We start from the raw sequence: 12,722 nt of genomic DNA, 5'->3' as shown, positions 1-12,722 counted from the left end.
TGCGGATGCGGCCCCCGGTTTCCCACGGGAGGCCGGTCGGTGTCGAGGCCGCGGTGGCGTGCGGGCGTCCCCCGCGCACCACGGGGACCGGGGTGCGCGCACGGGCGCGCACCCCGGACCGGCTACCCCTCGGAGCGGGTGGCCTGCCAGACGTGGCCCCAGCCGGGGGCCAGCTCGGCCGCGCGGCGGATCGCCAGCACGAGGCTGGCCTCGCGGGCGATGCCCCGGCCCGCGATGTCGAAGGCCGTGCCGTGGTCGACCGAGACGCGCACCACCGGCAGGCCCGCGGTGATGTTGACCCCGTCGTCCCCGTAGACCGCCTTGAAGGGCGCGTGCCCCTGGTCGTGGTAGCAGACCGCGACCAGCTTCCACTTGCCCTTGACCGCCGCCGGGATCAGGGCGTCGGCCGGGAGCGGGCCGTGGGCGTTGATGCCCTCCTCGCGGGCGCGGGCGATCGCGGGCGCCAGGACGTCGGCGTCCTCGTCGCCGAACAGGCGGTTCTCGCCCGCGTGCGGGTTCAGGCCCGCCACCCCGATGGGCTCGTCCGGGCTGCCCTGGGCGCGGGCGAAGGCGCTCATCAGGCGCAGCACCTGGAGGGTGCGCTCCTGGGTGACGCCCTCGATGGCCTGGCGCAGCGACACGTGCGTGGTCAGGTGGAAGAAGGACAGCTCGTCCGCCGACAGCACCAGGCTGTAGTCCTTCACCCCGAACTCGTGCGCGAGCAGCTCGGTGTGCCCGGGCCAGGCGTGGCCGCCCAGGTGCATCGCGGCCTTGTTCAGCGGCGGGGTGACGATGCCCTCCACCAGGCCGCGCTTGGCCAGGTCCACGGCGGCGATGACGAACCGGGCCGCCCCGTCGCCCGCCTCCGCGCTCAGCTCGCCCGGGGGGACGTGGCCCAGCGAGGGGCCGGTCTGCACGACGTCGATCACGCCGGGCTCGTCGGCGGCCTCGGCCGGGGAGGCGACGGTGTTGACCGCCTCCGGGTCCCCGCCGACGGCGGCGACGGCGTTGCGCAGCGCGTCGGCGTCACCGACCACGACCGGCTTGGCGTACTCGCGGACCTCGGGGTGGTGCAGCAGCGCCTTGGCCGTGATCTCGGGGCCGATCCCCGCCACGTCGCCCAGGGTGACTGCCAGTGTGGGACGGCTCATCTGAATCCTTTCGAGGAAACTCTGGCCTTCAGGCCAGGGAGGAATCGGACCTCTGTGGAGTAAAACGGGAAAAGGTAATTCGCCCTCGAGCGGATCACGTCCCACCAGATTCACCGAACCCGTGAACCACTGCTAACCTGGCTCGCGTCGGCTCGCACGAGAACCAAGTCCGGGTCGGCCTACCGCCGGGCTGGCGGAAAGTGATGTCTGTGGAGCTGGTGTAAGACCGATGGGCGGTACCCCGCCCCCCGCCGTTAGTTCGGGTCGGCAACCGGCTGCGAAGCAGAAAGCTCAACCCGCGAGGGAAGAATCTCCCTGCTTCAAATGGGAGAGAAGTCAAGCGTTCCTGCCTTTCGGGTGGCGGACCGCCTCGGCGGCCTCCAGTAGTGCGGTGGGGGATCCGAATCCCCCGGCCTTGGTGACGATGGCGCGGCCGTGCCGGGGCCCGCCGGACAGCGTGCCGATCGGGATGCCGGGCGCGACCTCGCCGGTCAGGGCGATGGCGCGGGCCTCCAGCGCCCGGGTCAGGGCGCGCGCCCCGTCGCCGCCGGTGACGACGAACCCGGACAGCTCGTGCCGTCCGGCCAGCGCGGCGGCGAACTCGCCCATGCGGCGGGCCACGGCGGCCGGGTCGAGCTGCCCGTCGCGGTCCTCGGGCGCCACCAGCGCCGTGTGGGCCGTCGAGGGGTCGAAGCGCTCCAGCGCCCCGCGGGTCCAGGAGAGCCACGCCTCCTCGTCGGCGAGGTCGCCCGGCGCGGGCTGCTCGATGCGGGTGCGCGGGTCGGCCACCAGCTCCTCCACCTGGCCGCGTGCGGTCTGGTGCAGCGAGGTGACGACCACCAGCGCGGGCGCCGGGGCCTCCTGCTCGGCCCAGGAGCGGGCCAGCCGGGAGGCGAGCCCGGCCGAGCCCACCGGCACGGCGTCCGGCCCCAGGGCGGTGACGGCCGCCGCGAGGCGGTCCAGGTCCTCCTCGGTCTCGGCGTCCGCGACGACGACCGGGCCGGCGGCGCGCAGCAGTTCGGCGTCGGCGCGGGCGTCACCGCCGGTGAGCCGGACGTGCTCGGCGCCCAGCAGGACGGCGATCCGGCTCTCGGTCACCGGGGTGACCGGGTCGCGGCCGACCGCGGTGCGGTGCACCTCGACCCCGTCGACCAGGAGGACCCCGTCGCGGACCGTGCGCCCCGTGGCCGGGAAGGCCGGGCAGACCACGGCGACCGCGCCGGGCGACCAGGCCGCGAGCGTCGCGTCGATCTCCGCGCGGATGGGGCCGCGCAGGGTGGAGTCGACCTTCTTGTACAGGCGTGCCGCGCCCGCCCCGCGCAGGCGCCGGACGGTCTCGTCGGCGGCGTGGGCGGCCCGCTTCGCGGGCAGCGCCCGCGAGTCGGTGCTGACCGCCACCACCTCGGCGGTGGAGGGGGCCGGGGAGAGCTGGAGCTCGGTGCTCCACCCCGCGCGCAGGAACTGCACGGCGGTGTCGCCCGCGCCGGTCAGGTCGTCGGCGACCACGGCCACACGGGGCTCTTCGGGTGTGCTCACGAGTTGTCCTCCTCGGCCTCGGCGGGCGCGGCCGAAGCGGCGGCGCGGGCCTGCTCCTCCTTCTCGGCCTCGGCGGGCGAGGCCCCGGCCCGGCGCAGGACCCACGTGGTCACCAGCGGGGCCAGCAGGGCGGTGACCAGGACGCTCGCGGCGACCTGGGAGGTCGCGGTGCCCACGTAGGCGGCGAACGACGGGTCGGCCGCGGCGACGATGGCCGGGGTGGCCACGGCGTTGCCGGAGGCGGTGCCGGCGGCGAAGCCGACGCCGGACTCCTTGCCGCGCCGCAGCAGGAACCGGTAACCGAGGTAGACGAACCCGCCGGTGACCAGGGTGATGACCACGCCCAGCAGGATGCCGGTCAGCCCGCCCTGGGCCACGTCGGCCAGGTTGATCCCCGTGCCGAGGGCGAAGGCGAAGAACGGGATGACGATGCCGGGCACGGGCTTGAGCACGTCGCGCCACTGGGTGTCCACGTTGCCCACGACGACGCCGAGCACGAACGGGATGATCGCGGCGAGCAGGGTCGTCAGCGGGATCTGGCCCAGGCCCGAGGCGCCGATGAACAGCAGCGTGAAGAAGGGGCCGTCGTTGACCGCTCCGGCGATGTAGGCGCCGCGGTCGCGGGCGCGTCCGTACTGGCCGGTGATGGCCAGCCACAGCCCGCCGTTGGCGTTGGTGGCGGCGGAGATCATCGCCAGGATCGACACGCCCAGGAGGCCTTCGGGGCCGGTGACCGCGGCGAGCGCGATGATCAGCAGGCCGGGGATGACGCTCTTGCCCAGGAGCACGACACCGGTCGTGGCCAGGACGGGGCCGCTCGTGCGGAGGGTGACCTGGGTGCCGGTGGCGAAGATCAGCAGGGCGATCAGGGGCATCGCGCTGTCCTTGAACAGCGCGGTGGTGAAGCTGCCGATGTCCAGCGCCCCGGGGGCGAAGGTTCCGATGACCGATCCCAGGACCAGGGGGATCAGCATCGCCCCGCCGGGGATCTTGTTCATCCAGTGGTAGAGGGGCACCAGGGACCCGTGGTCGTCGCGCATAAGTATCCGTTCGCAGGGGTGGCCCGGCGGGCGGCCCGTGGAGGTCGGAGGCCGGAACACATGTTGTCCGTACAGAGTGTACGTACAAGTTGGGATGATGTCAGATCCGGGCACACGAATTCACACCGGGGTGTCGGCGGGGCGGGGCGCGGAGGCGCCGCGGGGGCGGTGTGCGGGCGTGTGCGGGGGAGTGCGGCCGGGTCGGTGTGATCCGTGCCACTGAACGCCCGGGTGTTCTCCCGGGGTCGCGTCGGAGTCGCGGTGCGGGCGTAGCATCGGTTGGCCGTAATGCGCCTCTTCGGTGACCGGGAGGCGGCGTGCCCGGTCCTTCCTCATCGAAAATTCACATCATGAAATGTCATGAATTCATGGTTTCTGTTCGCAGATATGTTCGTACTCGGGCGTGAGGGGTGCGGGCGTTTTTGGGGTCGTACACCCTGTTCGTGGGCTTGTGGCGTGGTCGAGAAGTGCCTTTCGTCGGGATGTGTGACCCCGGGTCCGGTGGAGGCGGCACGGATATGGGACAGGGACCCCTCGGGCGCTTCCGAGAAAAATTCTCGTTTCCCTGCGAAGCCCGAATGGGTGCTCCTAGGGTGATCAGCGGTTTACGGAGAAAGCTGGCCTGTGCGCCGACGTGCCCGGGTCACGCCATGTATCCGAATACGCGCAACCTTTCCCGGCGCGCTCCCGCCCGCGGGGCCACCTCCCCCGGCCCCGCGGGACGGGCGCGCCACCACCATGAGGAGAGACACGGCGGATGTCGATCGACTCGGCTCCTGAGGTCCGGAGCAGCAAGCAGCAGAGCCTGGGTACCGCGGCCGCGCGGAACCTGGCGACCACCACCAAGTCCACGCCGCAGATGCAGGGCATCAGCTCCCGCTGGCTGACCCGGATGCTCCCGTGGGTGCACACCGACGGCGGCGCCTACCGGGTCAACCGGCGGCTGACCTACACCGTCGGCGACGGGCGGATCGAGTTCGAGCAGACCGGCGCCCGGGTCCGGGTCATCCCCCACGAACTCGGCGAGCTGGCCCTGCTGCGCGGCTTCGACGACGAGGAGGTGCTGGCGGCCCTGGCCAACCGCTTCGTCCAGCGCGACTTCGAGAACGGCCAGGTCCTGGTGGAGGAGGGCACGGCGGCCGACAGCCTGTTCCTGCTGGCGCACGGGCGCGTGCACAAGACCGGCACCGGCCCCTACGGCGAGGCCGTCCGGCTGGGCGTGCTGGCCGACGGCGACAGGTTCGGCGACCAGCACCTGCTCGGCACCGAACCGGCGTGGGAGTACACCGTCAAGGCCGCGACGGCGGGCACGCTGCTGGAGCTGCCCCGCCGCGACTTCATCGCGATCCTGGACGACTCGCCCGCCCTCCAGGCCCACGTCCAGCAGTACCTGTCCCTGCCCGGCGAGCGGCAGAACAAGCACGGCGAGGCCGAGATCGCCCTGTCCTCGGGCCACGTCGGCGAGGCCGAGCTGCCCAGCACCTTCGTGGACTACGAGCTCAGGCCGCGCGAGTACGAGCTGAGCGTGGCCCAGACCGTGCTGCGGGTGCACAGCCGGGTCGCCGACCTCTACAACAAGCCGATGAACCAGACCGAGCAGCAGCTGCGGCTGACCATCCAGGCCCTGCGCGAGCGCCAGGAGCACGAACTGGTCAACAACCGCGAGTTCGGCCTGCTCCACAACGCCGAGTTCAAGCAGCGCATCCAGACCCACTCGGGGCCGCCCACCCCCGACGACCTGGACGACCTGCTGAGCATGCGCCGCAACACCCAGTACATGTTCGCCCACCCCCGCGCCATCGCCGCCTTCGGCAAGGAGTGCAACAGCCGGGGCCTGAACATCGGCACCGTCGAGGTCAACGGCCACCACCTGCCCGCCTGGCGCGGGGTGCCCCTCCTGCCCTGCGGCAAGATCCCGGTCACCGAGCACCAGACCTCCTCGATCATCGCGGTCCGCACCGGCGAGGACAACGAGGGCGTCATCGGCCTGTACCAGACCGGCCTGCCCGACGAGGTCGAGCCCGGCCTCAACGCGCGCTTCATGGGCATCGACGACAAGGCCGTCATCTCCTACCTCGTCAGCACCTACTACTCCGCCGCGGTGCTCGTCCCCGACGCCATCGGGATCCTGGAGAACGCCGAGGTCCACCCGCGTGGCTGAGCACCCGACACCGTCAGGGAAGGAGGTCTAGACGGTGCCACCGCTGCCCAGGATGTCCGCCTCCGCCGCCTCTCCCGAGGTGGCGGCCCTGGTGGACCGCCTGCTCCGTGATTCGCGGCGCCCCGGGAGACCGGACCTGCTGGCGTCCCCGGCCGCCCCGCGGACGCCTCCCGCGCCCCGGCTGCCCGTGGGGTCCCGCCAGGTGGGCACGTCGGCGCTGCGGCTCCGGCTGCCCGACTCCCACGTCGCCGACCAGAGCCCCGGCGCCCTCGCCGTGCGCACCGGACTCCGCCTCCCCGGCCACCCCGGCGGCCTGGGCGTCCCGGGCCCCACCGCCCCGGCGCCCGGGCGCCCGGGGACCGGTGTCCCGCCCGAGGGGCCGGTCGTCGCCTCCGAACCCGAGGGGCCCGAGGTCGACGGCGAGCGGATCCCGGCGCTGTACTGCCCGCCCGCCGTCCGCGACGATCCCGCCCTGGGGGACGAGGTCGACGAACGGCTGCTGGTGTGGGCCGAGGAGATGGGTGTCTACCCCGGCCAGCTCGACCGGGTCCGCTCGGCCGGGTTCGGACGCCTCATCATGCTCGCCCACCCCGAGACCGACGATCCCGACCGGCTGCTGGCGGCGGCCAAGTGCGCCCTGGCCGAGTGGTCCGTGGACGACCACTACGTCGACGGCGAGGCCGAGGAGGCACAGCCGGAGCTGCTCGGCCAGCGCCTGGCCATCGCCCACTCGGTCATCGACCAGGCGCACCTGCCGCTGCGCTACGCGCCCCAGCTGGAGGAGGTCGTGCGCGCGGACCCCGTGATGCGGGCCCTGCGCTCCAGTCTGGACGGCCTGGGCCTGTACGCCACCGCCTCGCAGGTGCGCAGGCTCCGCCACGAGCTGGCGATCATGTTCGTGGCCTACAACCAGGAGGGCGTCTGGCTGGCCACCGGCCACCGGCCGCCGGTCTGGGAGTTCCTCATGCACCGGCACGAGAACAGCTTCGTGCCGTGCATGGCGCTCATCGACGCGGTCGCCGGGTACGAGCTGCCGCACCAGGTGTTCTCCGAGCCCAGCGTGCGCCGCGTGTTCACCCTGGCGGGCAGCGCGAGCGTGATCGTCAACGACCTGTACTCCATGGGCAAGGAGGACGTCACCGACCTCAGCCTTCCCCGGCTGATCGCCACCGAGGACGGGTGCTCGCTGGGTGAGGCGGTGCGGCGCACCGTCGACATCCACGACGAGCTCATGCACGCCTTCGAGGCCGAGGCCGCCGCCCTGGCGCTCACCGGCTCGCCGGAGCTGCGCCGCTTCCTGTGGGGCCTGTGGGCCTGGCTCGGCGGCAGCCGCGAATGGCACGCCCGCAGCCCCCGCTACCACGGGGCGGGCACCGACTGAACGGGCCGCGCGCCCGGCGCGGCCCCTCCCCCCGCAGCGGACCGGCCCGGCCCCGAGCACGGGCCGGTCCGGACCGACACACCACGACAAGGAGTTCCTCCGCGATGACCGAGACCCTCAGCCGATCGTCCGACGTCCTGCGCACCGCCTACCAGGAGTCCGTGGCGGCGTACTGGAACGCCGAGAAGGACCCCGTCAACATCCGCCTCGGCGAGGTCGACGGCCTCTACCACCACCACTACGGGGTCGGCGACTACGACCCGTCCGTGCTGGAGGGGCCGGAGGAGACCCGCGACGAGCGCATCATCCAGGAGATGCACCGCCTGGAGACCGCGCAGGCCAACGTGCTGCTGGACTACCTGGGCCCGGTCGCGCCCGGCGACCGGATCATGGACACCGGCTCCGGCCGCGGCGGCACCAGCTTCATGGCCAACCAGCGCTTCGGCTGCCACGTGGACGGCATCAGCATCTCCGAGCAGCAGGTCGCCTTCGCCAACGCCCAGGCCGAGGAGCGGGGCGTGTCCGACCGCGTGCGCTTCCACTTCCGCAACATGCTCGACACCGGCTTCGAGACGGGCTCCCTGCGCGCCAGCTGGAACAACGAGTCCACCATGTACGTGGACCTGTTCGAGCTCTTCCGCGAGCACGCCCGCCTGCTGGAGTACGGCGGCCGCTACGTCACCATCACCGGCTGCTACAACGACGTCACCGGCGGCCGCTCCAAGGCGGTCAGCCGCATCGACGAGCACTACACCTGCAACATCCACCCCCGGAGCGAGTACTTCCGGGCGATGGCCGCCAACGGCCTCGTCCCCATGGAGGTCGTGGACCTCACCGCGGCCACGATCCCCTACTGGGAGCTGCGCGCGAAGTCCTCCGTGGCCACCGGCATCGAGGAGCCCTTCCTCACCGCCTACAAGGAGAACAGCTTCCACTACCTGCTCATCGCGGCCGACCGCGTCTGAACCTCCCGGAGGGGCGGCGCGGCCGGTGTCCGCGCCGCCCCTCCGAGCGTCCGCACCCCGATGTCGAACACGAAGGACACCGATGACCGCCAGAACGGACACCGACCACCGCTCCGCCGCCGACCAGTACGACCCCGCCGCGCGGCCGGTCATGCTCGAACTGGTCGACGAGGACGGGGCGACGATCGGCACCGCGGAGAAGCTCTCCGCCCACCTGCCCCCCGGGCGGCTGCACCGGGCCTTCTCGGTCTTCCTGCTGGACGGGCGGGGCCGCCTGCTGCTCCAGCGCCGTGCCCTGGGCAAGTACCACTCCCCGGGCGTGTGGTCCAACACCTGCTGCGGCCACCCCTACCCCGGCGAGACGCCCTTCGCGGCCGCCGCCCGGCGCACCGGCGAGGAGCTGGGCGCGGCCCCCGTGCTGATGCGCGAGGCCGGGACCGTGCGCTACAACCACCCCGACCCGGTCTCCGGGCTGGTGGAGCAGGAGTACAACCACCTCTTCGTCGGCCTGGTGCGCGACGACCTGCGCCCCGACCCCGGGGAGATCGCCGGGACCGCGTTCGTGGACCCGGACGGGCTCGCGCGGCTGCGCGGGGAGCACCCGGTCTCGGCGTGGTTCGCGACCGTGTTCGACGCCGCGCTGCCCGCGGTGCGCGAGCTGGCGCCCGACGCGGGCTGGTAGTCCCCGGCCGCCGCGGGCCGTGCTTCCGTCCCGCGTACCCGGACGGGGGCCGGGGGGCCGGACGCGGAGCCGGGCGGGCGGGACCGGTACGGGGTTCCCGGTCGGGCGCCGACGGCCGACGGACGCAGCGCCCTCCCGTCGCGCCCGGGGCCTACAGGATGCGGCGCGGCCCCTCGGGCGGGTGCGGACGGGCGCCCCACTCGCGGGGGTAGCCCAGCGAGACCTCCACGTGGGGCACGCCGTCGACCACGATCGTGCGCGGGATGTGCAGGTGCCCGTAGACCACGGCGCGCGCCCGGTAGCGCACGTGCCAGTCCGCGGTGGCCTCGGTCCCGCACCACTGGGCGAACTCGGGGTGGCGCAGGATCCGGGTGGGTTCGCGCACCAGCGGGAAGTGGTTGACCAGCACGGTGGGCAGGTCGGCGTCCAGCGCGTCCAGCCGCTCGCGCGTGTACTCCAGGCGGGCGCGGCACCAGGCGTCGCGCCCGGGGTGGGGGTCGGGGTGCAGCAGGTACTCGTCGGTGCACACCACGCCCGCCTCGTGGGCGACCGCCAGCGCCTCCTCCTTGGTGCGCGTCCCCTCGGGCCGGAAGGTGTGGTCGTACAGCACGAACAGGGGGGCCACCGCGACCGGCCCCTCGGGCCCCGGCCACACCGGGTAGGGGTCCTCGGGGGTGTGCACGCCCAGTCCGCGCAGGCCCTCGACCAGGTGCCGGTAGCGCGCCTCCCCGCGCAGCTGGACGGGGTCCTTGGGCGTGGTCCACAGGTCGTGGTTGCCCGGAACCCAGACCACGGTGGCGAACCGGTCGGCCAGCATTTCCATCGCCCAGAGGACTTCCTCGCCGGTGTCGGCGACGTCCCCGGCCACCAGGAGCCAGTCGTCGTCGGACTCCGGGCGCAGCCCCTCGGTGAAGGCGCGGTTGTCACCGTGCCGTACGTGCAGGTCGCTGATGGCGAACAGGCCCATCCCACCGTCTCCCCGTGTCGGCACCGGTCCGCGGCCACCCTACACACAAACGCGGGAGGGCCCCCGCGTACGCCCCGGGGCGTACGCGGGGGCCGGCCTGCGCCGTGCCGCCGGGCGGCTCACGCGACGGTCCCGGCGCGGGGCGCCCGCGCGGGGGCGTCCGGCGCCGCGCGCCGCCGGGCGCGCAGGTGGTGGACCAGCACGGCGAGCGTCGCCGCCAGGAACACCGTCTGCATGGCGGTGCGCACCGGCAGGCTCTCGGTCATCCCGGTGACCGTCCCGGCGGTGATCGCGTACACGTTGGCCGGGAACATGACCACCAGCAGGGCGCTGAGTCCGGCCGCGGCCCAGGGCGAGGTGCGCGCCCACAGGATCCCCGCCGCCCCGGCCAGTTCGAGGACGCCCGTGACGGTGACCAGCAGGGCGGGAGCGGGCAGCGCGGGCGGGACCATCGCGATCAGGTCCTCGCGCATGCCCACGAAGTGCGACACCCCGGTCAGGGCGAACATGGCCGCGATCCCGCCCCGCAGGGCCAGCGGCCAGGAGCGCAGCGGACGCACGCCCGCCGCGCCGAGGGCGAGCAGCAGCGCCGTGACGCCGACGAGGGCGATGAGCGGTTCCATGGTGCTTCCTCCCGGTGTGTTCTCCCGTCCCCGCAATCTTTCCACTGGCAATATTCCTCCTCCCGGTGGAACTTGTCAACGGAAAGATGGAAGGGCGGTGGCGGACGGGGCCCGCGGATGCCCGCGGACCCCGCGTGACACTTCCCATCCCGGCGGCGGACCGCCGGGCGGACCGGCTCGGATAGGGCGGACCGGGCCCCGACGGTGGACGCCCCGCCCCCGCGGCCGCCACAGAGCCGTCCGTGGACCGCGTTCGGGCCCTGTCGCGGGTGGAAGCGTCGGCGGCCCAGGTCGCCGCGGCCCGCGCGGTGTGAGCGGACCCGTGTGCCGCGTCCGCTTCGGTCACGTCGAGTCCGTGTTCGACACCACTACGGGATGTGGTAGGATGCCGCGGGTGATCGTGACGACACGGTCACCCGAGCCGTGGCGCCCTCCCCCCTACCTCCCCGCCACGGCGCCGAGCCGAGGCGTGCCGCCCCGACCCGCTCGTGTCCGGGTGCGCACGCGCTCGCGGAACCGACACACGAGAGGTAGAGGATGAGCCCTGAGACCGTCGGCCTCGCACTCCTGCTGCTGGGAGTGCTGCTGCTGACAGCGAAGCTGGTACGGGTCAGGTGGAAGCTGACGCAGAGGCTCTACCTTCCCGCGTCGATCATCGGCGGTGGTGTCGCCCTGCTCCTGGGCCCCGACGTGTTCGGGCGCCTCATGGGCTGGCTGGCCGACCGGGGCGTCGGTGGGGGCTTCGCTGAGCGCGCGGCCGAGGGCGGCCTCTTCGGTACCGACGTGATGGCGGTCTGGTCGGCCCTGCCCGGCCTGCTGATCTCGGTGGTCTTCGCCAGCCTCTTCCTCGGCAAGCCCCTGCCGCGCTTGCGCGAGGCCGCCTCCCTGGCGGGCCCCAACCTCGCCTTCGGCGTCACCATGGCCAGCGGCCAGTACGTGATCGGCCTGGTGCTCGCCCTGCTGGTGCTCGCACCCCTGTTCGGCGTGCCGGTCATCTCCGGGGCCCTGATCGAGATCGGCTTCCTCGGCGGGCACGGGACCGCGGCGGGGCTGGGCGACACCTTCGAGCAGGCGGGCTGGGCCGCGGGGCAGGACCTGGCCCTGGGCATGGCCACCGTCGGACTGCTGTCGGGGATCATCGTCGGCATCGTCCTCATCAACTGGGGCGTGCGCCGCGGCAAGTCCAACGTGATCAGCGACGACGCGCGCGGCAGCGACACCGAGCAGGCCGGGCTGGTCGAACCCGGCAAGCGCTCGGCGGGCTCGACCATGACCGTCCACCCCTCGTCCATGGACCCGATGACGCTCCACTTCGGGCTGGTCGCCCTCGCCGTGCTGATCGGTCAGCTCATCCTCATGGGGTTGCAGTGGCTGGAGCGGACTCTGTGGGCCGACACCATCGAGATCATGGCCTACGTGCCGCTGTTCCCGCTGGCCATGATCGGCGGCATCCTCCTCCAGGTGTTCATCGACCGCTTCGACCGCAACGACGTGGTGGACCACGGGACCGTGGAGCGGATCCAGGGCCTGTCGCTGGACGTGCTCATCATCGCCGCGATGGCCACCCTCTCGCTCCAGGCCATCGCCGACAACATCGCCGCCTTCACCATCCTCGCCGTGGCGGGCGTCCTGTGGTCGCTGTGCGGCTTCCTGTTCCTGGCGCCGCGGATGATGCCCAGCCACTGGTTCGAACGGGGCATCGGCGAGTTCGGCCAGTCCCTGGGCGTCACCGCCACGGGCCTGGTGCTGATGCGCGTCGTCGACCCGGAGATGAAGTCGCCCGCCTACCCGGCGTTCGGCTACAAGCAGCTGATCTTCGAACCGTTCTTCGGGGGCGGCCTGGTCACCGCGGCCGCCATCCCGCTGATCATCAGCCCGCAGGTGGGAGCGGTGGGCTTCCTGGCGATCATGGCCGTCGTCCTGGCGGCCAGCCTCGCCACGGGCCTGTTCGTGCTCCGTCGCGGGTCGCGCGGGGCCGCAGCCACCGAACGGGAGGCCGAGGAGGCCGAGACGGTGTCCTGACCCGGCGCACGCGCCCGCCGGTCCGGCCGCGGCGGAGCGGGGCGCCGGACGCGGCTTTCGCCGGGGCGCCGGGCCTCCTCCCGAACCGGGCCTGTGGAAAACGGGTGTACCGTCCCTTCGGTCACCTAGCGTTAGTGGGGAGGCGCGACCGGTCCGAGGTCCGCCCCGGCAACGCGCACACCAACCGAAGGGGC

General features: G+C 73.0%; 10 protein-coding genes. 5 read left to right on the top strand and 5 right to left on the bottom strand.

All coding sequences use genetic code 11. The features are described 5' to 3' along the window. Positions 1-122: 122 nt before the first annotated feature. The 3 genes from pdxA to NDAS_RS12950 all read right to left on the bottom strand — a co-directional run bounded on the left by pdxA (position 123) and on the right by NDAS_RS12950 (position 3,727). On the bottom strand, positions 123-1,151 hold the full coding sequence (gene pdxA / locus NDAS_RS12960) for a 4-hydroxythreonine-4-phosphate dehydrogenase PdxA (protein WP_013153648.1): 1,029 nt from the start codon (positions 1,149-1,151) through the stop codon (positions 123-125). Between the two features lie 336 nt (positions 1,152-1,487). Next, a complete protein-coding gene (locus NDAS_RS12955; RefSeq protein ID WP_013153647.1) occupies positions 1,488-2,687 on the bottom strand; it encodes a four-carbon acid sugar kinase family protein in 1,200 nt (399 codons plus the stop codon). Continuing rightward, on the bottom strand, positions 2,684-3,727 hold the full coding sequence (locus NDAS_RS12950; RefSeq protein WP_013153646.1) for a 2-keto-3-deoxygluconate permease: 1,044 nt from the start codon (positions 3,725-3,727) through the stop codon (positions 2,684-2,686). The genes NDAS_RS12955 and NDAS_RS12950 overlap by 4 nt, the downstream gene beginning before the upstream one ends. Before the next feature lie 757 nt (positions 3,728-4,484). Here NDAS_RS12950 and NDAS_RS12945 point away from each other — a divergent pair. The 4 genes from NDAS_RS12945 (at position 4,485) to idi (ending at position 8,916) form a co-directional block, all read left to right on the top strand. Next, positions 4,485-5,888: a family 2B encapsulin nanocompartment shell protein gene (locus NDAS_RS12945; RefSeq protein WP_013153645.1), complete on the top strand. Its 1,404-nt coding sequence runs from the start codon at positions 4,485-4,487 to the stop codon at positions 5,886-5,888. 52 nt (positions 5,889-5,940) lie between these two features. Continuing rightward, a complete protein-coding gene (locus NDAS_RS12940) occupies positions 5,941-7,269 on the top strand; it encodes a family 2 encapsulin nanocompartment cargo protein terpene cyclase (RefSeq protein WP_041552749.1) in 1,329 nt (442 codons plus the stop codon). Between the two features lie 104 nt (positions 7,270-7,373). After that, entirely contained in the window at positions 7,374-8,234 is an 861-nt protein-coding gene (locus NDAS_RS12935; RefSeq protein ID WP_013153643.1) for a geranyl diphosphate 2-C-methyltransferase, read from the top strand. Positions 8,235-8,316: 82 nt separating this feature from the next. After that, positions 8,317-8,916 carry an isopentenyl-diphosphate Delta-isomerase gene (gene idi, locus NDAS_RS12930; RefSeq protein WP_013153642.1) on the top strand — a complete coding sequence of 200 codons (600 nt, stop codon included), beginning with the start codon at positions 8,317-8,319 and terminating at the stop codon, positions 8,914-8,916. Between the two features lie 151 nt (positions 8,917-9,067). On the opposite strand, the gene NDAS_RS12925 is transcribed toward idi, so the two are convergent. Further along, positions 9,068-9,883 (bottom strand): metallophosphoesterase family protein, encoded by an 816-nt coding sequence (locus NDAS_RS12925; RefSeq protein ID WP_041552748.1) that lies wholly within the window; start codon positions 9,881-9,883, stop codon positions 9,068-9,070. 119 nt (positions 9,884-10,002) lie between these two features. Next, a complete protein-coding gene (locus tag NDAS_RS12920) occupies positions 10,003-10,506 on the bottom strand; it encodes a DoxX family protein (protein WP_013153640.1) in 504 nt (167 codons plus the stop codon). Positions 10,507-11,043: 537 nt separating this feature from the next. Here NDAS_RS12920 and NDAS_RS12915 point away from each other — a divergent pair. Next, positions 11,044-12,528 (top strand): sodium/glutamate symporter, encoded by a 1,485-nt coding sequence (locus NDAS_RS12915; protein WP_013153639.1) that lies wholly within the window; start codon positions 11,044-11,046, stop codon positions 12,526-12,528. Positions 12,529-12,722 lie beyond the last annotated feature (194 nt).

The sequence above is a fragment of the Nocardiopsis dassonvillei subsp. dassonvillei DSM 43111 genome, assembly GCF_000092985.1.
GTDB lineage: Bacteria > Actinomycetota > Actinomycetes > Streptosporangiales > Streptosporangiaceae > Nocardiopsis > Nocardiopsis dassonvillei.
Note: the sequence above shows the minus strand (reverse complement) of the source record. Positions and strands in the feature narration are given on the sequence as shown.

Bases quoted from the DNA above. Each gene is read 5' to 3' on its own strand.
- pdxA (WP_013153648.1), bottom strand. From the start codon at position 1,151: ATGAGCCGTCCCACACTGGCAGTCACCCTGGGCGACGTGGCGGGGATC.
- NDAS_RS12950 (WP_013153646.1), bottom strand. From the start codon at position 3,727: ATGCGCGACGACCACGGGTCCCTGGTGCCCCTCTACCACTGGATGAAC.
- NDAS_RS12945 (WP_013153645.1), top strand. From the start codon at position 4,485: ATGTCGATCGACTCGGCTCCTGAGGTCCGGAGCAGCAAGCAGCAGAGC.
- NDAS_RS12940 (WP_041552749.1), top strand. From the start codon at position 5,941: ATGTCCGCCTCCGCCGCCTCTCCCGAGGTGGCGGCCCTGGTGGACCGC.
- NDAS_RS12935 (WP_013153643.1), top strand. From the start codon at position 7,374: ATGACCGAGACCCTCAGCCGATCGTCCGACGTCCTGCGCACCGCCTAC.
- idi (WP_013153642.1), top strand. From the start codon at position 8,317: ATGACCGCCAGAACGGACACCGACCACCGCTCCGCCGCCGACCAGTAC.
- NDAS_RS12925 (WP_041552748.1), bottom strand. From the start codon at position 9,883: ATGGGCCTGTTCGCCATCAGCGACCTGCACGTACGGCACGGTGACAAC.
- NDAS_RS12920 (WP_013153640.1), bottom strand. From the start codon at position 10,506: ATGGAACCGCTCATCGCCCTCGTCGGCGTCACGGCGCTGCTGCTCGCC.
- NDAS_RS12915 (WP_013153639.1), top strand. From the start codon at position 11,044: ATGAGCCCTGAGACCGTCGGCCTCGCACTCCTGCTGCTGGGAGTGCTG.